The sequence below is a fragment of the Roseobacter sp. CCS2 genome, assembly GCF_000169435.1.
Classification (GTDB): domain Bacteria; phylum Pseudomonadota; class Alphaproteobacteria; order Rhodobacterales; family Rhodobacteraceae; genus Yoonia.
Genome location: NZ_AAYB01000001.1, coordinates 235,871 through 256,178 on the forward strand (window position 1 = coordinate 235,871; position 20,308 = coordinate 256,178).

17 protein-coding genes and 1 tRNA gene are annotated in these 20,308 nt (G+C 55.8%); 9 read left to right on the forward strand and 9 right to left on the reverse strand.

The genetic code is table 11. The annotated features are described in order from the left end of the window. Positions 1-32: 32 nt before the first annotated feature. Positions 33-1,505, reverse strand: coding sequence for a hypothetical protein (locus RCCS2_RS01225; RefSeq protein WP_008230698.1), 1,473 nt, complete (start codon positions 1,503-1,505; stop codon positions 33-35). A gap of 251 nt (positions 1,506-1,756) precedes the next feature. Here RCCS2_RS01225 and RCCS2_RS01235 point away from each other — a divergent pair, with 251 nt between their 5' ends. Continuing rightward, on the forward strand, positions 1,757-2,164 hold the full coding sequence (locus RCCS2_RS01235) for a hypothetical protein (RefSeq protein ID WP_156788395.1): 408 nt from the start codon (positions 1,757-1,759) through the stop codon (positions 2,162-2,164). A gap of 25 nt (positions 2,165-2,189) precedes the next feature. Here the strand turns inward: RCCS2_RS01235 and RCCS2_RS01240 are convergent. The 3 genes from RCCS2_RS01240 to RCCS2_RS01250 form a co-directional block, all read right to left on the reverse strand. Then, positions 2,190-2,275, reverse strand: a tRNA-Leu gene (locus tag RCCS2_RS01240). A gap of 182 nt (positions 2,276-2,457) precedes the next feature. Beyond that, entirely contained in the window at positions 2,458-2,997 is a 540-nt protein-coding gene (locus tag RCCS2_RS01245) for a tetratricopeptide repeat protein (protein ID WP_037292989.1), read from the reverse strand. A 36-nt stretch (positions 2,998-3,033) separates the two neighbouring features. Next, a complete protein-coding gene (locus tag RCCS2_RS01250) occupies positions 3,034-3,525 on the reverse strand; it encodes an Lrp/AsnC family transcriptional regulator (protein WP_008230701.1) in 492 nt (163 codons plus the stop codon). 106 nt (positions 3,526-3,631) lie between these two features. On the opposite strand from RCCS2_RS01250, the gene putA reads away from it, so the two are divergent. Together putA and RCCS2_RS01260 are read left to right on the forward strand one after the other, a co-directional pair. Continuing rightward, entirely contained in the window at positions 3,632-7,105 is a 3,474-nt protein-coding gene (putA, locus tag RCCS2_RS01255; protein ID WP_008230702.1) for a bifunctional proline dehydrogenase/L-glutamate gamma-semialdehyde dehydrogenase PutA, read from the forward strand. 31 nt (positions 7,106-7,136) lie between these two features. Continuing rightward, complete coding sequence (locus tag RCCS2_RS01260; protein ID WP_008230703.1) at positions 7,137-7,871, forward strand: rhomboid family intramembrane serine protease; 735 nt, start codon at positions 7,137-7,139, stop codon at positions 7,869-7,871. Here RCCS2_RS01260 and RCCS2_RS01265 read toward each other — a convergent pair. Further along, positions 7,868-8,656, reverse strand: coding sequence for an inositol monophosphatase family protein (locus tag RCCS2_RS01265; protein ID WP_008230704.1), 789 nt, complete (start codon positions 8,654-8,656; stop codon positions 7,868-7,870). The two genes, RCCS2_RS01260 and RCCS2_RS01265, sit on opposite strands and share 4 nt — an antisense overlap. A 161-nt stretch (positions 8,657-8,817) precedes the next feature. Here RCCS2_RS01265 and RCCS2_RS17785 point away from each other — a divergent pair, with 161 nt between their 5' ends. Next, positions 8,818-10,770 (forward strand): putative bifunctional diguanylate cyclase/phosphodiesterase, encoded by a 1,953-nt coding sequence (locus tag RCCS2_RS17785; protein ID WP_050770764.1) that lies wholly within the window; start codon positions 8,818-8,820, stop codon positions 10,768-10,770. Here the strand turns inward: RCCS2_RS17785 and RCCS2_RS01275 are convergent. Beyond that, complete coding sequence (locus tag RCCS2_RS01275; RefSeq protein WP_008230706.1) at positions 10,767-11,675, reverse strand: LysR family transcriptional regulator; 909 nt, start codon at positions 11,673-11,675, stop codon at positions 10,767-10,769. The genes RCCS2_RS17785 and RCCS2_RS01275 overlap by 4 nt on opposite strands. A gap of 93 nt (positions 11,676-11,768) precedes the next feature. Between RCCS2_RS01275 and metF the strand changes: the two genes are divergently transcribed. Next, positions 11,769-12,635, forward strand: a complete 867-nt coding sequence (gene metF / locus RCCS2_RS01280) for a methylenetetrahydrofolate reductase [NAD(P)H] (protein ID WP_008230707.1) — start codon at positions 11,769-11,771, stop codon at positions 12,633-12,635. Positions 12,636-12,653: 18 nt separating this feature from the next. Continuing rightward, complete coding sequence (locus tag RCCS2_RS01285; RefSeq protein WP_008230708.1) at positions 12,654-13,139, forward strand: PaaI family thioesterase; 486 nt, start codon at positions 12,654-12,656, stop codon at positions 13,137-13,139. On the opposite strand, the gene RCCS2_RS01290 is transcribed toward RCCS2_RS01285, so the two are convergent. Next, positions 13,101-14,168, reverse strand: a complete 1,068-nt coding sequence (locus RCCS2_RS01290) for a DUF2235 domain-containing protein (RefSeq protein ID WP_008230709.1) — start codon at positions 14,166-14,168, stop codon at positions 13,101-13,103. The genes RCCS2_RS01285 and RCCS2_RS01290 overlap by 39 nt on opposite strands. 217 nt (positions 14,169-14,385) lie before the next feature. Here RCCS2_RS01290 and RCCS2_RS01295 point away from each other — a divergent pair, with 217 nt between their 5' ends. Beyond that, entirely contained in the window at positions 14,386-17,472 is a 3,087-nt protein-coding gene (locus tag RCCS2_RS01295; protein WP_037292992.1) for a valine--tRNA ligase, read from the forward strand. Between the two features lie 33 nt (positions 17,473-17,505). Here RCCS2_RS01295 and RCCS2_RS01300 read toward each other — a convergent pair whose 3' ends face one another. Then, positions 17,506-17,667: a hypothetical protein gene (locus RCCS2_RS01300; protein WP_008230711.1), complete on the reverse strand. Its 162-nt coding sequence runs from the start codon at positions 17,665-17,667 to the stop codon at positions 17,506-17,508. A 77-nt stretch (positions 17,668-17,744) separates the two neighbouring features. On the opposite strand from RCCS2_RS01300, the gene RCCS2_RS01305 reads away from it, so the two are divergent. Together RCCS2_RS01305 and RCCS2_RS01310 are read left to right on the forward strand one after the other, a co-directional pair. After that, positions 17,745-18,860, forward strand: a complete 1,116-nt coding sequence (locus RCCS2_RS01305) for a pyridoxal phosphate-dependent aminotransferase (protein ID WP_008230712.1) — start codon at positions 17,745-17,747, stop codon at positions 18,858-18,860. Between the two features lie 47 nt (positions 18,861-18,907). Then, the gene (locus RCCS2_RS01310; RefSeq protein WP_008230713.1) at positions 18,908-19,093 is read left to right on the forward strand and encodes a hypothetical protein; all 186 of its coding nucleotides are present in this window, start codon (positions 18,908-18,910) and stop codon (positions 19,091-19,093) included. Here the strand turns inward: RCCS2_RS01310 and RCCS2_RS01315 are convergent. Next, positions 19,090-20,286: a pyridoxal-phosphate-dependent aminotransferase family protein gene (locus tag RCCS2_RS01315; protein ID WP_008230714.1), complete on the reverse strand. Its 1,197-nt coding sequence runs from the start codon at positions 20,284-20,286 to the stop codon at positions 19,090-19,092. The genes RCCS2_RS01310 and RCCS2_RS01315 overlap by 4 nt on opposite strands. Between the last annotated feature and the right edge of the window lie 22 nt (positions 20,287-20,308).

Sequence of the window (20,308 nt, forward strand, 5' to 3'; positions counted from 1 at the left end):
TCACCTAAAGGACAACTTCCCCAAAAGTTCCTCTACAGGGCATTCTGCAAATCAAGCAAAACAATTATAGCCAACAGTAGGTAATTTAGAACCCGATGAATAGTATATGCGAACGCGACCAATCCTAGTACTTGGATGGTAACGCGAGTTGGAGATAGTTGACTAAGTCGCGTCACAGCCAAGGGCTGCACAGCTCCAGTCACGGCACGAATTCTTGATAGAACAAAACCGAATACTAGGAAGACGTAGTCGGGGCCAACGACACTGCCGGTATCGGTCAAGCTAAGTGAACCAAAGCGAATGATCGACGCCGGTCGATCAAAGAAGCAATAGAACTCACCTGCGGCGTTTGCGAAACGGAAAAGCAAAGGCAAGGAAAAGTAACTGTTGAACAGATCACAGACTGCCACTACCGCAATATAGATGAAGACGGCAAACACCACACGCCAAGCCGTGAAATGGAGACCAAGCACAAATAACATAGCAGCTATTAGGGTGCCATTTATCAAGCGAAAATTACTCCAGAACTCTATCCGCGGCCCGTCGACTTGTTCTATGAGAGCATCAGAGATCAGCCAACTTCTCTTCGAACTTTCGAAAGAAAGCTCGGGCTTCTGCATCAAATCGGATGCCTCTGCGATTTCATCTTCGGTGTTTTGGGTGGAGAAAGCGCTACCTACTCCAACCGTATATTCCGCCCGAAACCCAACCTGCGATAGACAAACTACGACTGCCAAGACACATAAGGCAACATTCTGGTTTTTTCCGTTGAGGATTTTGCGTTGAGTCCACTGGCGGTAGATAACACCCAATGCGGTCGATGCGATGGCAAGCACAAAGAAGTCTGGAGCTGAGTATGTCAAAACAAGAAATGTCTGGAACCAGTAGTCTGGAATTCCGACACCCCTTAAAACTAAAGATTTCGACAGATATGAGAACAGGAATAGCGCTGCTAGCGACATTAAAAAATGTCGCCTAGATGCATTTGACGCGCCAATAATGAAGGAGATGAGAACAACGAGCATTCTTGGGTCAAATGCAAATCCATTCACTGTCCAGTCAAAGATTTGTCGTTCATTAATAAATCGAAGGACTTGGAATTGCCCTTCAACAAAGAAAAATATTCCCACAAATAGAAAACTGAGCAGGCCCAAACCGATTGAATGGCGCGAGAGGAGTTCCTTCCGGAACTGTTGGCTGTAGCTCATTTTATGAACAATCAGGTTTGCAAAAAACAGACCAGTTGGCCCAAACTCTAGTGATACCCTGACGCCGGCTTCGGTAGCTTGGCTGATGTCCAGGCCAACAAGCAACGGAAGCGTCCCCACAATGATGTGCTTGCTATATTGAGACCCAAAACTGATTCCGCAGAAGATGGAGATGATTGGGATCAAATACTTTAGAGATAAATGGATGCCACCCGGATCGATCGGTACATCAACTGATACTGAGATCGCCCACAGGAGTAAGACGAAGGTAAAGTCGGTCTTAGGGTATCTAGACATATGACCCGACGACCGGTCATAGATTTTGAAGGTGTCAGAAATGCTCGGAAATTTCAAATTCTTAACTCAAGTTTATCAATAACACTCAACAACAACTTGACGCAGAACCCGCTGAAAAATGATCGCGCCAAAATGGCATTCGTCACCTTCGTCGCATTGTACGCGCTCGGTCAAGAGTCTTTTGCCTTCGCATAAGGCACATCGAACGTTCAGTTTCCTCACAAGTGCTATTTGCTGGTCTACAGGATCGCATGTTTCTTCGCACGATGCGCGAGAGAAAAGAAACGGAGAATACCATGTTTGAAGCTGCAAGAGACCTTGTCCTGAAAGACCGCGGGAAGGCCCGCAAGGCACTCGCCGACGAGATCAAGCGGAACGAGAAGGACGAACTGGACGCTGAACTGGATCAGCTTGAGCAAGAGGCAAAAGCGGAACTCGTTGCCGAGGAGGCCGATGCCGCACGCGCGCAGCGCGCTGCCGATGCCAGACTTGCACTGGAGGCAGTGGCGGCAAAGCAGCGTTCCGCTGCGATGTCCTTTGATGCCGCCATCAAGGCTGCAAACGACGCCTTTGACATGTTGGAAGAACTTCACGGCGAGGTCGCGACGCTAAGCAAACTCGAGGATATTGAACTAACCTCACGGGCGATACCTTCCTAAGGAACTGACTTAATAGAAGGTTTATTGGTGCGGGCGGGGGGACTTGAACCCCCACGGGCATTTGCCCAACAGATTTTAAGTCTGGCGTGTCTACCATTCCACCACGCCCGCAGTCTTCAATTTTCACCATCGGGCCTATTTTGGGCCTGAAAGTCGTCTCTTAGTCGCAACGCCTTGTTTCGTATGCATAATGCTGCAAAGACACAAGGATTTTAAGTCTCCAGTGTCTACCATTCCACCACGCGGGCACGTTGCTATTCCTAAGCGCACCTGCGCGGGTGGGCAAGCGGTGATCAGAGGTCAGTGCCAACAGGTTCGGTTAAAAGTGACCGTTCTTGCAGCCAAGGGTTCATTTCAACCGCCTGGCGCAACACAATCTGCGCTTCATCATTGCGCCCCAGCCCCATGAGGGTCAGCGCTTTGCCCGACAAAGCCGCAATGTGGTTCGGCACGATTTCAAGCGTGCGGTCAAGATCGACAAGCGCGGCGTCAAAGTTACTGCTCAGATAATTGGCAAAGGCACGTTGGTTATAGCCTTCAGCATAGTTGGGGCAGTACTCTACCAACCGATCAAGCACATGGCGCGCGCCCAAAAAATCGTAACTTGCCCGGCGCGACATGCCTTCATCCAGCATCGCCTGCGCAATCTCATCCGGTGCGTCGGTCCACATTTCCCACAATTCCTGCGTCAGCACGCGCGCATCACCTGCGCCGCGCGCCTGGCTAAGCTCAACAACAATTTCAGCGATCCGTTGGCTGTTATCTTTGACAGGCGGGCAGGTTTCGGCAAACACCGGTGCGGCGACAACGCAAAGAGGTATAATCCATTTCATACCTAAATATTTGCGGCGCGGGTTCATTGGGTCAAGTCAACTGCCCGTGCCTGGTGCGACGGGTGAAATACCTTCTTCCTTCACGGCCTGCATCGCAACATAGGTCGACGTATTCGCAACATGCGGCAAGGTCGAAATTTTCTCAGCCAAAACAGCGCGATACCCGGTCATCCCGGCGGTCCGGACTTTCAGCAAATAGTCAAAGGCCCCTGCGATCAAATGACACTGCTCAATCTCCGGCACACGCAGCACCGCATCGTTAAATGCCGCCAAAGCACTTTCACGCGTGTCAGACAGTTTGACCTCGACAAAAGCCACATGATCCCGGCCCAGTCTGATCGGATCATAAAGCGCGCGATAACCGCGAATGACCCCCTGATCCTCTAATCGCTTCAGACGTGCCTGCGTCGGTGACTTTGACAACCCGATGCGCCGGGCCAATTCTGTCACGCTGATCCGCCCTTCAACAGTCAGGATATCAAGAATCTTGCGGTCAAACGTATCCAGATCAGAAAGCGTTTCGGCCATGAATTACCGCCCCAATAAGTCATTTCGACCGCCTAGATGACAGAATGCGGGCAGAATGGCTATCTCTTTTACGATATCGTAGGCTATCATATTGGAGTATACGGCCATGCCCCGCGATCACAGCTCAGATTTACGTCACCAGATTGACCGGTCCATGTACATGGACGAAGCCACCACAGTAGCGGCCTTAGTCGACGCCGCCAAGCTGACAGATGCAGATCGCGCCCGTATTTCAGAACGTGCCGCTGATCTTGTGACCCAGATCCGTAATAGCGCTGATCCCGGTCTGATGGAGGTATTCCTGGCCGAATATGGCCTGTCCACTGACGAAGGCATCGCGCTGATGTGTTTGGCCGAGGCGCTGTTGCGCGTGCCTGACGCCGAAACCATGGATGAACTGATCGAGGATAAGATCGCACCCTCTGATTGGGGCAAACACCTTGGGCATTCAGCCTCATCTCTGGTCAATGCCTCCACTTGGGCGCTGATGCTGACTGGCCGCGTGCTGGACGATGAACAGCCCGGTCTGACCCGCCACCTGCGCAGTGCTGTCAAACGCCTTGGCGAACCGGTGATCCGCACTGCCGTCGCGCGGGCGATGCGCGAAATGGGCCGTCAATTTGTGCTGGGCGAAGATATCGGCAAAGCCATGAAGCGGGCCGAGGGTATGCAGGCCAAGGGCTTTACCTACAGCTACGACATGCTGGGCGAGGCAGCGCGTACCGATGCCGACGCCAAGGGCTATCACCTTGCCTATTCTCGCGCGATCAGCGCAATTGCGGAACACTGCACACATAGCAGTGTTGCTGAAAACCCCGGCATCTCGGTCAAGCTTTCAGCCTTGCATCCGCGCTATGAGGTCGCGCAAGAGGTGCGCGTGATGGAAGAACTGGTGCCGCGTGTCCGCGCGCTGGCGCTGCTCGCCAAATCAGCGGGTATGGGGTTCAACATTGATGCAGAAGAGGCCGACCGGCTGTCGCTGTCACTTGATGTGATCGGCGCTGTGTTGTCCGAACCGGCGCTGGCCGGATGGGATGGCTTTGGCATTGTGGTGCAAGCCTATGGCCAACGCGCCCCGTTGGTCATTGATTGCCTGCATGACATGGCAGTCCGACTAGATCGCAAGATCATGGTCCGCCTTGTGAAAGGTGCGTATTGGGACGCCGAAATCAAACGCACGCAAGTCGAAGGTATCGACGGCTTTCCGGTGTTCACAGCCAAGCAACACACCGATATCAGCTACATCAGCAACGCCCGCAAGCTGTTGGGCATGACAGATCGGATCTATCCACAGTTCGCCACGCATAATGCCCACACCGTCGCTGCCGTGCTGGATATTGCCGAACAGATGGGTTGCGGGGTGGATGATTTCGAATTCCAACGCCTGCACGGCATGGGCGAGACGCTGCATACCATTGTGCTGCAAGCGCAAAAGACGCGTTGCCGGATTTACGCCCCCGTCGGCGCGCACGAAGATTTACTGGCCTATCTGGTGCGCAGGTTGTTGGAAAACGGCGCAAATTCCAGCTTTGTGAACCAGATTGTCGATGAAGATGTCCCACCGCAGGTCGTTGCCGCCTGCCCGTTTGACGCCATCGGCCAAGGCCCGGTTCTGCAAACCGGTCCAGACCTGTTCCAGCCAGAGCGCGTAAACTCGCGCGGATGGGATCTGACACATGCGCCAACGCTTGCAACCATAGCCGAGGGGCGCGCGCCCTATCAAAAGGCGTCTTTCGTAGGTCACCCGCTTACGTCCGAAAATCATACCTATCCGCGCAAGACGTTGCAGGACGCGCGTGCCGTTACAAACCCCGCGATCCCGGGCGACACGGTTGGCGCGGTCCAGAACGCGTCTCAGCAAGACATCGCGGCGGCACTCGATACCGCGATCCCTTGGGCAGCCGATGTCAAAACACGCGCTGCCGCCCTTGATGCCGCCGCAGACGCTTATGAGGCCCACGCGGACGAACTCTTTGCAATTCTGACCCGCGAAGCAGGCAAGGGCTTGCCCGATGCCGTCGCAGAATTGCGTGAGGCTGTGGACTTTCTGCGCTACTACGCAGCCCAGGCAAAAGCCGACCAGACTGCGCGCGGCATATGGACCTGCATCAGCCCCTGGAATTTTCCGCTGGCGATCTTTACCGGACAGATCGCAGCCGCACTGGCTGCGGGAAACGCTGTCCTTGCCAAACCAGCCGAGCAGACACCGCTGATCGCCACCCGCGCCGTTGCACTTTTACATAAGGCCGGTGTACCGACGCGCGCCCTGCAATTGCTGCCCGGTGGCGGTAATGTTGGTGCGGCCCTTACCGCTGATCCCTGCATCAATGGGGTGGCCTTTACCGGATCGACGGCCACAGCACTCAAAATCCGCAGCAACATGGCCGCGCATTGTGCACCCGGCACACCGCTGATCGCCGAAACCGGCGGTTTGAACGCGATGATCGTGGACAGTACCGCCCTGCCCGAACATGCCGTGCGCGATATCGTCAATGGTGCCTTCAGGTCCGCCGGACAACGGTGCTCTGCCCTGCGCTGCCTGTATGTGCAGGAAGACATCGCGGATAATCTGCTGACCATGCTCAAAGGCGCCATGGACGAGATGCATGTTGGCGACCCGTGGCATCTGTCCACGGACGTGGGACCGGTGATTGACGCCGCCGCGCATCAGGGTATCGCCGATCATATCGAAACCGCCAAGACAGAAGGCCGCATCATTCACCAGATCGCTGCACCTTCTGCGGGTCATTTCATTCCCCCCACTGCCATCCGGGTGGCCGGGATTGACGAGATGACAAAGGAAATCTTCGGACCGGTTCTGCATGTGGCGACATTCAAGGCCGCGGCATTGGACGACGTGATCGAGACCATCAATGCGACGGGATATGGCCTGACCTTCGGGTTGCACACCCGCATCGACGACCGCGTGCAAACGATTGTCGAAAAGGTGCAGGCGGGCAATATCTATGTCAATCGTGACCAGATTGGTGCGGTCGTCGGCAGCCAGCCCTTTGGTGGTGAAGGCTTGTCGGGGACTGGTCCAAAGGCCGGGGGGCCATACTATTTGCCACGCTTCACCGCGCAATCCGCACCCATAACCGATGGCTTCTGGGCCGGTGCGGCGGATATCAGATCAATCAAGACCCGCATGGCACAGGCTGACAAACCGGCGCCAGCGACACCCACGGACCTACCCGGCCCAACCGGAGAATCAAACCGTCACAGCACGCACCCACGCGGTGCTATTTTATGCATGGGTCCCGGGGCGAAAGCGGCGCAGGATCAGACGGGTATGGTCAAGGCACTTGGTGGAATCGCTGTCAGCACCGAAGGCGATTTAACACCTGGTGATCTGACCGACATCGCCGCACTTGGCGGCGTCATCTGGTGGGGCGATGAAAAGACCGGTCGTGCCATCGAACAGGCGTTGAGCGAACGCAAAGGGCCAATCACCGCGCTGATAACCGGTATGCCGGATGCCGCCCATGTGCTGCATGAACGCCACGTCTGCATCGATACCACAGCGGCAGGCGGAAACGCCGCACTCTTGGCAGAGGTGGCAGGCCCAGCTTTGACTTGACCCTTGGATCCGGTTCGGGGACGGTCGCGCCATGTTTCCGATCCGCGACCACAACCCGTCTGAACGCACGCCTTATGTGACCCTAAGTTTGATCGCCATCAATGTGGTGATCTTTCTTATCGGTCTGGCGTTGTTTCAGGATCAGCGGGCGCTCTCGCAGCTGTACTACGATTACGCGTTGCTGCCTGTGCGCCTGTCGAACGGTGAAAATTACAGCGCATTGGTGACATCAATCTTCCTGCATGGCGGTTTTATGCACCTTGCAGGCAATATGCTGTTTTTGTGGATATTCGGCGACAACTTGGAAGATAAGATGGGGCACATCCCTTTCCTGATCTTCTATCTGGCCTGCGGGGTTGGCGCATCACTGGCGCAATTCGCGTTTGATCCCATGTCACAAATCCCAACCGTCGGCGCGTCAGGTGCAATCGCGGGCGTGATGGGGGGGTATCTGTTGCTGTTTCCCAAAGCGCGCGTTGATATTTTTATCTTCTTCATCGTGTTCTTCCGCATCTTCCCGATCCCAGCATGGATCATGCTGGGCCTTTGGTTCGCGCTTCAGCTTTTCAACGGGATCAGCATCGACACATCTGGCGGCGGCGTGGCGTACTGGGCGCATGCGGGTGGGTTCGTGATCGGGCTGATCCTGGCCCTGCCCCTTTGGTTCAAACTGGGGGCTGGGTTGTTCTGGCGACAGACAGACGGGCATCCGCCGCACCCAGAGGCGACTTACGGGCGCAGCAGCATTCCAACGGTCCGGCGTTAGGACTGGCGGATCACCTTGGCGAAGGTTTCAAAAATCGGTTCGTTCGCGCAGATCAAATGACCATCCGCAAGGATATCACCATCGGGGCGCAGCGGCTCGATAATGCCGCCTGCCTCGCGCAGGATCACAATGCCCGCTGCAATGTCCCATGCATGGAGGTTGCGTTCCCAAAATCCGTCGTAACGGCCTGCCGCCACATAAGCGAGATCAAGCGACGCAGCACCAAACCGGCGCACACCAGCACAGGCGGGCAACAGGCGGGCCAGGTCCTGAATCGTTTCCGGCAAATCAGCACGGCCAGCAAACGGCAACCCGGTCGCAAACAGACTTTCGATCAAACGGTGACGCCCCGAAACACGCATCCGGCTTTCGTTCATCCATGCACCAGAGCCTTTTTCAGCATAGAACATTTCATCCTTCACGGGATCATAGATGACGCCAGCAACGATCTGGCCTTTATGTTCTAGCGCGATGGACACAGCCCAATGTGGCAAACCGTGCAAAAAATTCGTAGTCCCGTCCAACGGATCAACGATCCAGCGGCGGGTTGGATCATCGCCTTCAACCTCTTTGCCCTCTTCCCCCAGAAAACCATAGGTCGGGCGCGCATACATCAGCTCTTCTTTGATCAGCGCCTCTGCTGTCTTGTCGGCGCGGCTGACAAAATCACCCGGGCCCTTGGTGCTGACCTGCAAATTCTCGACCTCGCCAAAGTCTTTCAGCAAACCACGCCCAGCCTTGCGGGCGGTTTTCATCATCACGTTCAGGTTTGCACTGCCAGCCATGTTGCGGGTCCTTGGTTCGGGGTCAAGCGCGGCGTATAGGCCCAAGAGAGGCGCGGAACAAGAGGCAACAGAACGTTAACCTTGCAAAGAAATTCTGGCCATTTTTAACCGGTTGTTTGGAGGCTGGGTCCATACCGTCACGCATAGACGTGAAAGATGGCATGCAACAAAAACAGATTGATCATTTTCTGCACCAAACACAAATCGCTGGACATATCTCGGGGCGGGATGTGGCCAAACGGGTGGCGTCCGCGCTTTTGATGGTCAGTATCTGCATTATTGCAGGGTTTGGCCTTCAAGGTGCGATTGCTGGTTTTTTCGTCGTCTTGTTGGAAATCCTTGCCTATCCTCTTAATAAACGCGCATCTCAATTTGAAAAACGGCTCAGCCTGCAAAGCGCTATCGCGGTGTTTGGGGTGAATTGGGCCGCCATGTTTCCGTTTTTAAGCTTTGCGATCATTTTAGCGCAAAGTGATACGCTGCCATTTATCATAATCGCCTATCTGTGGATCTTCGGAATATACGTGCACGTCAGTAACACGTTCGGACTACTGCCAGTCTATAACTGGAGCCAGATGACCGTCGCATTCGGAACAATATTCTTTATGCTTTGGGGGCTGTCACAAAATCCAGCATTCGAAGGTCGCCAACTTTACTGGCTGCTTACTGCCATTCTTACCGGCGTCTATATCGTGAACACCTTTGATACGATGAACCTGCAAAAGGACACACACCAAGCCCTTGAACGCGCCCGACAGGAAGCCAACGCAAGACTGGTGGATCTTGAACGGCTATCGCGCAGTGACAGTCTGACTGGCCTGATGAACCGCCGCGCCTTTGATGAGGTTGTGCAAAGCATGATGCATCAACACGCCAACAAACAGGGTGTGACAGTATTTTTGATTGATTTGGACGGGTTCAAACCCATCAACGACAGCTATGGTCACGAGGCAGGTGATGCCGTTCTGCGGGCCGTTGGAACACGCCTCGAAGCGCTCGCCAACAGGGGCGACCGGGTCGCGCGCGTCGGCGGTGACGAATTCGCAGTGCTGACCGCGAATGTTACATCCGTCAAACAGGCCCGCGCGCTTGCCACGGAAATCATCGCAAAACTAAGCGAGACTATTCCTTTTGGACAAAAGAAACTGGACGTCGGCGTCAGTGTTGGCATTGCGCGGCAAGGCCCCGATGCCAGCAACCCGCCAGAACTGCTGTCAGGTGCCGATCAGGCGATGTATCTGGCGAAACAAGATCCTGAAAAACAACTGAATATCTACGACAAAAGCGCCTTTCCGGTGCGTCCCACCCTAGAAGACCGGCGCATCCTGGTCGAGGCGATGGAAAGCGGACAGATCATTCCGTATTACCAACCCAAGATCAGTATCGAAACAGGCCAGATTGTTGGATTTGAGGCATTGTCGCGTTGGGAACATCCAACGCGGGGCACCCTATCACCATCCCATTTTCTACCCATGATCAATGAGTTGGCGTTACAAGGTACGTTTATGGCGCATACTGCCAAACATGTGATGAAGGATCTGGCGATACTGGTTGAGGATGGATTGGACCCCGGCCAGGTTTCGATCAATATGTCCGAGGTGGCAATGGCAACACTTATGGGGCGCAAAGAACTGTTCGCCATCATCGACCGCTACCCGGAGTTGCGCCCGCATCTGACGTTTGAAATTACTGAAGACATCTTTATCGCACGAGCAAGCGATATCATCCGGCGATCAATCCGTCTGTTTCGGCAGGCGGGCGTGCGCATCTCTTTGGACGATTTCGGAACGGGGTACGCATCACTTCAGCACCTGAAAGAACTCGAATTTGATGAACTCAAACTTGATACCGGCTTTGTAAGGGACTTGGGCATTGATCCAGCCGCCAAAATCCTGATCGAAGGTTTGGTAACCATCACCAAAGGCCTGCAGGTTGAACTGATCGCCGAAGGTGTCGAAACCGCCCAGCAACGCGATATGCTGCGCGACATGGGATGCAAATACGTGCAAGGGTTTTTCTACGGTGCGGCATTGCCGCTTGAAGAGACGCATTTGCGTCTATCGTCGGGTGGGTACGCGCAGCGTCGTCCGGCCAGTAATCAATCCGTCGCTTAAGGCGTGCGTTGCAGTTTGACGGCTTCTTGCCGCGCCAGCCGGATCAGATGCGCCATATAAGGACGACTTGTGTCTTCTTGCCGTGTCGCGGCAAACAGCCGGCGTGTGATCCCGTCTTTTGTCAACGGGCGGGTCACGTAATCGGAGTTGTAGCGCACTTCGTTCACAACCCAATCCGGCAACACGGCAACGCCACGGTTTGACGCCACCAAAAGCAGGATGACAGCCGTCAACTCAACCTGGCGCACCGCGGCGGGTTCCACTTTGGCGGGCGTCAACAACTGAGAAAAGATATCCAACCGCGCCCGATCAACGGGATACGTGATCAAGGTTTCGCCACGAAAATCTTCTGCTTCGATGATATCTTTTTGGGCCAAAGGATGGTTCGCTGCGGCAACAAAGACCGGCTCGTAATCAAAAAGCGGGGTGAAATCGGTCTCTGGCAGGTCTTCGGGATCGGAAGAGACGACCAAGTCCACCTCTTCCTTACGCAGTGCAGGCAAGGCATCAAACGCCAACCCCGGCCGGATATCGACATCAACCTCGGGCCAGGCTTTGCGAAACTGTTCCAACACCGGAAATAGCCATTCGAAACAGGCGTGACACTCGATGGCGATATGCAAACGCCCCGCACTGCCCGCAACAAGGCCAGCAAATTCTGCCTCCAACGCAGCGACCTGCGGCAAAATCCGCTCTGCCGCCGCAAGCATTTTCATCCCCGCAGCAGATAGCTTCAATGGCTTGGAACGGCGAACAAACAACTCAACCCCGGCCTGATCCTCGATCCCTTTGATCTGGTGGGACAGGGCCGATTGCGTGATATGCAACTGATCAGCCGCACGGGCCAAGCCCCCGGTATCATGGATTGCCTTGATCGTGCGCAGATGTCGAAATTCAATATGCATATGTGAGCAGGTTTCATGACCTTAGTGAGGTTTATGAATTTGTCTCAACTTCATAGCCATGGGACAAGGGCAGCGCAAGCAAGAGGTGCATCCATGACTGTCCCATCGGTTTCATTCGAATTCTTCCCACCCAAATCATTGGAAGGGTCATTTCGGCTTTGGGATTGCGTCAACACACTTGCGCCGCTTGACCCAACCTTTGTCTCCGTCACCTACGGTGCAGGTGGGACAACACGTCAACTGACGCATGAAGCCGTGACAACCATTCATAAAACAAGCGGCCTGACTGTCGCCGCCCACCTGACCTGCGTTGATGCCACCAAGGCGGAAACGCTGGACATCGCAAAAGGTTATGCAGATGCAGGCGTGACGGACATCGTGGCACTGCGGGGCGACGCGCCGAAAAACGTTGAAAAATTTAGCCCGCATCCGCAAGGGTTTGACAGTTCAGTTGCGTTGATCGAAGGGCTTGCAGCACTTGAAACGTTCAACATTCGCGTCGGCGCATACCCCGAAAAACACCCCGAGGCCGCAGATCAAGCCACTGATATCGCTTACCTTAAACGCAAATTCGATGCAGGCGCGACCTCTGCCATCACGCAGTTCTTTTTTGAAGCCGACACATTCTTTCGGTTCCGCGACGCCTGCGTGAAAGCAGGGATCGACGCGCCGATCATTCCCGGTATCTTGCCAATCGAAAACTGGACGGGAACGCAGCGCTTTGCCCAACAATGTGGCACGCATATCCCGCAAGTCGTGCACGACGCCTTTTCAAATGCAACCCGCGACGGCACCACAGAGCTGTTGGCCACCGCCATCGCGACCGAGTTGTGCGATGACTTGCTGCAAGGCGGTGTAGAGCATCTGCATTTCTATACGCTCAACCGGCCCGAGCTGACCCGCGATATCTGCCACGCTTTGGGTGTTACGCCGAAAGTGCGGTTGCAAAACGTGGCATAACCGGCCAGCTTCGGCCGCATGTTCACAGCCACGTCCCCCGACCAGATGCCTGACCTTGAAACGACGCTTTCGATGTCGGGCCTCGCATTCATGCAGGCGATGCGCGACGGGCAAATCTCGCGTCCGCCGATTTCGGCCCTCATGAACTATCAGCTTGAGAAAGTAGAAACAGGCGAAATCATTTTCCGCGGCACCCCAGAATTCCAACACACCAATCCCGCGGGCGGGGTGCATGGCGGTTGGTATGGTACCTTGCTTGATTCCTGCATGTCCTGCGCTGTGATGACTGCCACACCCAAAGGGTCTGTTTACACAACGCTCGAATACAAGGTGAATATGGTCGGCGCGATCCCGGTTGGTCGTGAAATTCGCGCCATTGGCACTATCACGCACGCTGGGCGATCAACCGGTGTGGCACATGGCGAAATACGCGATGCGGAAACGGATAAACTTTATGCCACCGGCTCAGCCACTTGTCTGATTATGAAGCTCCGGGGCGACTGACAACTCCGGCACTTCACCACTGATACTTTCATGCAGCCGTTCTGAGCGGCATTTGCCAACGACACGCTTGCGTCGCGCCAAAAATATTTTCGCCCAGCCACGCCAATTGCCGATCGATGGTGCATTTACATTCTGGGGAAACCGGCTGTGCCAATAGTCGGGCAAAGGCACACCACAGGCCGACAGCCGTTCCAGCATCCAGACCAACGGTATATTTGCCAAAGGGCGTGCTTCCGGGTGCTGCCAGACTTGCCCACCGACATCGCCATGATTGCCCCGAAACCAGACCTGTTCCATATGGCCGTCCCACCCGACTGGGCATTGCCACATGATTGGCGCATAGGCGGCGCGCCTTTCATCAATGGCCAGCGCGTGAAAACCGTTACGGATATGGCTGCCAAGCGCATGGTTGTGAAAATCATGCTGCGCCTGCCCCCAGCGCCAGACAATCGGCAGGCGTAACCCCAGTGCTTTGACCGTATCCCAAACCGCCACCGCCTCAACCTCGGCATTGGGGTGGCAATGATGATCGCGAAATGCTTGTGCGACAGGGCTGCGCGCGCCACTGCGATAATGACGATAGGCTTGACGGATAACCCTGACGGTCGCGCAATCGGACTTGACCAGACCAACCAAGTCAATCACGCCAGCCAATGACCTGACCGCGTAAGCGCCGCGCGAATACCCGATCAGGATGATCTTGTCGCCTGCCCGGTACCGTGTCGCGACCACACCATAAGCCCGCTCAATCTGGCGATTGATCCCCCTGCCGGTCATGACATCCCATGTGTTCGACCAATCACGCCATTGGATGCCCGCCTCGTAATGCACCGTTAGATTGGCTGATCTGCTCACTTCATTGAGCAGCTTGAACGTTAATCCTGCGTTCGTCTCATAACCCGGTGCAAGCGATGACATCGTCCCATCAAGAATAACGACATGGGTCGCAGGCCCGCGCCCACGTACCCCGCTTTCTTCGGTACGGGCCCGCCTGCCGAAAAGGCCAAAGAACCAATCACGCAGTGGCATGGCGTTTCCTTTTGATGCGAAAAGGCTGGCTATCGACCGTTTTCATCGTGTCACTCATTTCATGTGCATCGCAACCTAACGGGCTGCGGCCCCAAGTCTAGCCAGATCAAGTCTTTGTGCGCTTTCGGCATGTTGTGGGGCATCAACCGGGCCTGCCCCCTTTCCCTTGCCCCATCTGCGCGTTATCTGGCCTGTGCAGACAGCAAGGACCAAACCGATGCCGATGGAAAAGACATTTGACGCCAAAACAGCCGAACCCCGCATCTATCAGATGTGGGAAAACGCCGGTGCGTTCAAAGCCGGGGCCAATGCCTCACGGGATGAAACCTTTTGCATCATGTTGCCGCCCCCCAACGTGACCGGGCATCTGCACGTCGGCCACGCATTCAACCACACGATCATGGATATGCTGACCCGGTGGAAGCGGATGCAGGGCTATGACACGCTGTGGCAGCCGGGGCTGGATCATGCGGGGATTGCCACGCAATTGATGGTGGAAAAAGACCTTGCTGCAAAAGGTCAGCCAAAGCGCACCGAACTCGGGCGCGACACGTTCCTCGAAAAGGTCTGGGAATGGAAAGAGGCCAATGGCGGGCAGATCGAACAACAGGCGCGCCGTCTGGGCGACAGTATGGATTGGTCCCGCTCGGCCTTTACCATGTCAGGGGCCGAAAGCGCGCCTGCGGGTGAAAAACCCGGCAATTTCCACGATGCCGTCCTTAAAGTCTTTGTCGAGATGTACAACAAAGGCCTGATCTATCGCGGCAAGCGCTTGGTCAACTGGGACCCGCATTTTGAAACTGCGATTTCCGACCTTGAGGTCGAGAACATCGAGGTCAACGGCCACATGTGGCACTTCAAATACCCGCTGGCCGGTGGCGAGACCTATGAATATGTCGAAAAAGACGAAGACGGCAACGTCACCCTGCGTGAGGTGCGCGACTACATTTCCATCGCTACGACCCGGCCAGAGACGATGCTGGGTGATGGTGCGGTTGCCGTGCACAAAGACGACGAACGCTATGCGCCCATCGTTGGCAAGCTGTGCGAAATCCCTGTTGGGCCGAAAGAACAACGCCGCCTGATCCCGATTATCACCGACCCCTACCCTGATATGAATTTCGGTTCTGGTGCGGTGAAAATCACCGGCGCGCATGACTTCAACGACTACGAAGTCGCCAAGCGCGGCGGCATCCCGATGTACAACCTGATGGACACCAAAGGGGCGATGCGCGCTGACGGGAAGCCGTACGTGGAAGAAGCCGCAACGGCCCAAGCCATTGCGAACGGCGAGCAAAAATTTGACGAGGCGATGATCGCCGCGATGAACATGGTGCCTGAAGAATACCGCGGTTTGGACCGGTTCGAGGCGCGCAAACGCGTGGTCGCTGACATCACGTCAGAGGGCAACGCAGTGATGACCACCAAGATGGTCAAGAACGACGAAGGCGAAGAGGTGGAAACAACCGTGCCTTACGTCGAAGACAAAAAGATCATGCAGCCTTTCGGCGACCGCTCCAAAGTGGTGATTGAGCCGATGCTGACCGACCAATGGTTCGTCGACACCGCCAAAATCGTCGGCCCCGCACTGGACGCGGTCAAAGAAGGCCGCACCAAGATCATGCCCGAAAGCGGCGAGAAGGTGTATTACCACTGGCTTGAGAATATCGAGCCTTGGTGCATCTCGCGCCAGCTGTGGTGGGGGCATCAGATACCGGTTTGGTATGGCTTGCAGTTTCATAGGCTCGAGGTCGACGGCGAAAAAATTCTCGTGTTCGCTACGGATCAAGTGAACGACTCCCAAAAAGAAGATGCTACGGGCGCACGACTGAGAAATGTCACTGACTTTTGCGCCATCAACCTCGAACATGCGTCCGAAAAAGCTTCCGCATACGCGACTGGGTTTGCACCAAAACGAAGAACTGTTGTTGAGGTCGCAAACAAAGAAGCAGCAATCAAGCTACTAGATAAAGACAATTCTGTTTATCCAATCTGGCGGGACCCCGACGTCCTCGACACATGGTTCTCCTCCGGCCTCTGGCCTTTCGGCACCCTCGGCTGGCCTGCGGACGACGAGGCGATGAAATACTTCCCCGGCGATGTCCTCGTCACCGGACAGGACATCCTGTTCTTCTGGGTCGCCCGCATGATGATGATGTCCCAAGCCGTGCTGGAACAAGACCCGTTCCACACCGTCTATCTGCACCAATTGGTCCGCGACGCCAAAGGCGAAAAGATGTCCAAGACCAAGGGCAATGTCATCGACCCGCTGGATATGATCGACGCTTACGGTGCCGACGCCCTGCGCTTTTCCAACGCGCAGATGGCGGCCTTGGGTGGTGTGCTGAAAATCTCTGAGGATCGGATCAAAGGTTACCGCAATTTCGGAACGAAACTGTGGAACGCGTTCAGCTTTGCCGACCACTATCAGATCGCCTACCCCGGCGACGCAGCGCGGCCTGACGCGACCCAGACACTGAACAAATGGATCATTGGCGAAACCGGCAAAGTCCGCGAGGTCGTCGATGCCGCGATGGCGGCCTACCGTTTCAACGACGCCGCCGACGCGCTTTATGCCTTCACATGGGGTAAGGTCTGCGACTGGTATCTGGAGTTTTCAAAACCCATCCTGCAAGGCGATGACGCTGCGGCAAAGGCCGAGACCGAACAAACCCTGCGCTGGGTGCTGGACCAATGCCTGATCCTGCTGCACCCGATCATGCCCTTCATCACCGAAGAGCTGTGGCAACTGGCCGAGAACCGCAAAAAGATGCTGGTGCACGCCGATTGGCCGACATACTCAGCGGCGGAACTGGTCGACGCAGACGCCGATCGTGAAATGAACTGGGTCATTGATCTGATCGACAACGTCCGCTCCGCCCGCGCGCAGGTGCATGTGCCAGCAGGTGCGAAAGTACCGCTGCTGGTCACCGGGCTGGACGCGAAAGGCCAATCCGCATGGGACAACAACCATGTGCTGATCCAACGCCTTGCGCGGATCGAGAGCCTGTCACACATCGACGCCTTCCCCAAAGGCTGCGTCATCATCCCCATGGACGGCGGCACCTTCGGCATTCCACTGGCGGACCTGATTGACGTTGGCGAAGAAATCGCACGCCTTGAGAAAACAATGCAGAAACTGGGCAAAGAGCTGGGCGGCCTACGCGGACGCCTCAACAACCCTAAATTCGTAGCCTCCGCCCCGGATGAGGTTGTGGCAGAAGCCAAAGCCAACCTCGCCTTGCGCGAAAACGAAGAGGCGCAGCTGAAAGCCGCCATCGCGCGCCTGCAAGAGATCGGATAGATCGCAGCCATAAGGGCGCATTACTTGCGGCCCTTATGGCACCACACGCTCAACCGCGCGCATCATGCCCAGCGCTTTATCATAGACCAGCGTCAAAACACGCCGTCCGCTGACCTTGCCCGCAATCTGCGGCACAGACCGCACGGCAAGGGCGGCCCCGGAACTGGCTAAAAATCCGCGTCTACTCATCTTCATGGGGCCGCTCCTTTGTTGCGAACCATTCTCATATATGAACGGTTGCACAAAATTCAAGCAGCCGGTTATCTGGCGTCATGACAAAACCAACGCTGACCGCCCTTGCCCAATCGTTGCCAGCCTCTGTCCCCTTCGTAGGGCCAGAAGCGCAAGAACGGCAAATGGGCCGCCCTTTTGCCGCACGCCTTGGTGCCAACGAAAGCGCCTTCGGGCCCTCGCCCAAAGCCATCACTGCGATGCAAAAAGCCGCAGGTGAGGCATGGATGTACGGCGACCCGGAAAGCCATGATTTGCGCCAAGCGCTTGCCGCGCATCACAACGTGACGCCCGACAATATCATGGTCGGCGAAGGCATTGATGCGCTCTTGGGATTGTTGGTCAGGCTTTATGTGGATGCAGGCGATGCGGTCGTGACGTCCGCAGGCGCCTACCCAACCTTCAACTACCATGTGGCCGGTTTTGGCGGCGCATTGCACACGGTCCCCTATGAAGATGACCACGAAGACCCTAACGCCCTGATCACCAAAGCAACCGAAGTGTCAGCCAAACTGATCTACATCGCCAACCCCGACAATCCGATGGGCAGCTGGCACAGCGCGGCTATCATGCAAGATATGATTGACCGCCTGCCTGCCGGCTGCATGCTGGTTCTGGACGAAGCCTATATCGACCTTGCCCCGGACGGGACAGCGCCAAAGATCAACCCCAATGCCCCGAACGTCATTCGCATGCGCACATTCTCAAAGGCGCACGGTATGGCAGGCGCGCGCGTCGGCTATGCCATCGGATCGGCAGAGGTCACCAGCGGCTTTCACAAGGTCCGCAACCATTTTGGCATGTGTCGGATCAGTCAGGCAGGCGCGCTTGCGGCATTACAGGACACCGGCTGGCTTGCGCATGTCCAATCTCAGGTCGCAAAAGCGCGCCAGCGGATTGGGGATATTGCAGAAAATAACGGGCTAACCCCACTGCCGTCTGCCACAAACTTTGTCACCATTGATTGTGGTCGCGGCGGTGATTTTGCCCGCGCGGTCCTGGCCGCATTGGTCGCGGAAGGCATCTTTGTGCGCATGCCCTTTGTGGCCCCGCAAGACCGCTGCATCCGTGTCAGCTGCGGCACGCCAGCCCAACTAGACGCCTTTGAAGCGGCACTTCCTCGCGCGCTTACGCAGGTGCACGAAAAATTAGGGTGATTTTTGTATCGGTCTGGCTAGTCTAGGATATCAGCCAAGGAGTTTCGATGTCGCATCACCGCCCAATCCAAGCCGTTGAAGACTATACCGATGCGTTTTTGGGCACGCTTTGGGTGTTCCTGTTCATGGGTTTTTGGGTGATTGCAGCAGCCGCTGGTTACATCTGGGTTGCAGTGACTGCCTATGGCCTGCACCACTTTTTCAAGTGGATCGGCCGGGTCAAGAACAGCTAGGCACGTTCTGCCAAAGCCTGTGCCGCAGCCGTCAATGCACCATCGCCATGCGGAATACCCAGCGCCTTCAGCCCTGCATCAATCGTACCCAATGCCCCCATGATCATATGCGCATTCACATGCCCCATATGACCGATCCGAAAATAGGCGTCGGCAGGATCACGGCCCAATCCGATGCCAAGGGTCAGCCCGCATTGATTTTCGCACCATTTGCGCAACGCATCACCATTGGGTGACCCAATACCAACAGACGTCACAGCGTGCGACCGATGGGCGGGATCAGCGACGTTCAGCGCCATGGGGCCGGTCGTTGACCATTGATTAAAGGCAGCCCAGACGATCTGAGCCAGCTTTTCGTGACGCGTAAAGACGTTCTCTAGTCCTTCCGCCTTGATCATATCCAGTGCGGTACGCAATCCGTACAGATGATGCGTGGGCGCTGTCCCATCAAAGTACTTGAAATAATAGTCAGGGTTCACCCGCGGCCGCCAATCCCAATAAGCCGTCACCCGATCACCGCGCGCAGCATCGGCTTTGTCGTTGAACCAGACAAAGCTGACACCTGCTGGCGTCATCAACCCTTTTTGGCAACCAGACACCATGACATCGACGCCCCAGGCGTCCATTTCAAACCGGTCGCAGCCCAGTGACGCGATACAATCGGCCATCAACAAAGCAGGGTGACCGGTACGGTCCATCACCGCACGCAGACCCGCAATGTCGTTCTTCACACTGGTTGATGTATCCACGTGGACCGCAAGAACCGCCTTAATCCGTCCGGTATTGTCCTGTGCAAGCACCTCTTCTACCTGAGCCAGGTCAATGGGCGACTGTGCACCATAGTCAAGGGTTTCGACCTTGGCCCCCATCCCCTCGGCCATCTCACCCCAGCCGATACAAAAGCGTCCAGTCGCCAGTACCAGAACAGTATCACCAGCCGAGAGTGTATTGGCCAACGCAGCCTCCCATGCGGCGTGGCCGTTGCCAATATAGATGGCCACATGCGCATCCGTCATTGCGATGTCTTTCAGGTCAGGCACAAGGCTATCCGTCAGATCATGCAGTTCGCCCTCGTAAATATTGGGCGACGCGCGGTGCATCGCCTGTAAAACGGCATCAGGCATGACAGAGGGACCAGGAATGGCAAGATAGGCGCGACCATGTGACAATGACATAACGAAAAGGGCTTTCATCTGTGTGACTTCAGGCGGACAC

Excerpts from the sequence above, each read along its gene's own strand:
- RCCS2_RS01285 (WP_008230708.1), top strand. The coding sequence starts at position 12,654 with ATGTTCACAGCCACGTCCCCCGACCAGATGCCTGACCTTGAAACGACG.
- RCCS2_RS01250 (WP_008230701.1), bottom strand. The coding sequence starts at position 3,525 with ATGGCCGAAACGCTTTCTGATCTGGATACGTTTGACCGCAAGATTCTT.
- RCCS2_RS01300 (WP_008230711.1), bottom strand. The coding sequence starts at position 17,667 with ATGAAGATGAGTAGACGCGGATTTTTAGCCAGTTCCGGGGCCGCCCTT.
- RCCS2_RS01315 (WP_008230714.1), bottom strand. The coding sequence starts at position 20,286 with ATGAAAGCCCTTTTCGTTATGTCATTGTCACATGGTCGCGCCTATCTT.
- RCCS2_RS01310 (WP_008230713.1), top strand. The coding sequence starts at position 18,908 with ATGTCGCATCACCGCCCAATCCAAGCCGTTGAAGACTATACCGATGCG.
- putA (WP_008230702.1), top strand. The coding sequence starts at position 3,632 with ATGCCCCGCGATCACAGCTCAGATTTACGTCACCAGATTGACCGGTCC.
- RCCS2_RS01245 (WP_037292989.1), bottom strand. The coding sequence starts at position 2,997 with ATGAAATGGATTATACCTCTTTGCGTTGTCGCCGCACCGGTGTTTGCC.
- metF (WP_008230707.1), top strand. The coding sequence starts at position 11,769 with ATGACTGTCCCATCGGTTTCATTCGAATTCTTCCCACCCAAATCATTG.
- RCCS2_RS17785 (WP_050770764.1), top strand. The coding sequence starts at position 8,818 with ATGCAACAAAAACAGATTGATCATTTTCTGCACCAAACACAAATCGCT.
- RCCS2_RS01235 (WP_156788395.1), top strand. The coding sequence starts at position 1,757 with ATGTTTCTTCGCACGATGCGCGAGAGAAAAGAAACGGAGAATACCATG.
- RCCS2_RS01295 (WP_037292992.1), top strand. The coding sequence starts at position 14,386 with ATGCCGATGGAAAAGACATTTGACGCCAAAACAGCCGAACCCCGCATC.
- RCCS2_RS01275 (WP_008230706.1), bottom strand. The coding sequence starts at position 11,675 with ATGCATATTGAATTTCGACATCTGCGCACGATCAAGGCAATCCATGAT.
- RCCS2_RS01260 (WP_008230703.1), top strand. The coding sequence starts at position 7,137 with ATGTTTCCGATCCGCGACCACAACCCGTCTGAACGCACGCCTTATGTG.
- RCCS2_RS01290 (WP_008230709.1), bottom strand. The coding sequence starts at position 14,168 with ATGCCACTGCGTGATTGGTTCTTTGGCCTTTTCGGCAGGCGGGCCCGT.
- RCCS2_RS01265 (WP_008230704.1), bottom strand. The coding sequence starts at position 8,656 with ATGGCTGGCAGTGCAAACCTGAACGTGATGATGAAAACCGCCCGCAAG.
- RCCS2_RS01305 (WP_008230712.1), top strand. The coding sequence starts at position 17,745 with ATGACAAAACCAACGCTGACCGCCCTTGCCCAATCGTTGCCAGCCTCT.
- RCCS2_RS01225 (WP_008230698.1), bottom strand. The coding sequence starts at position 1,505 with ATGTCTAGATACCCTAAGACCGACTTTACCTTCGTCTTACTCCTGTGG.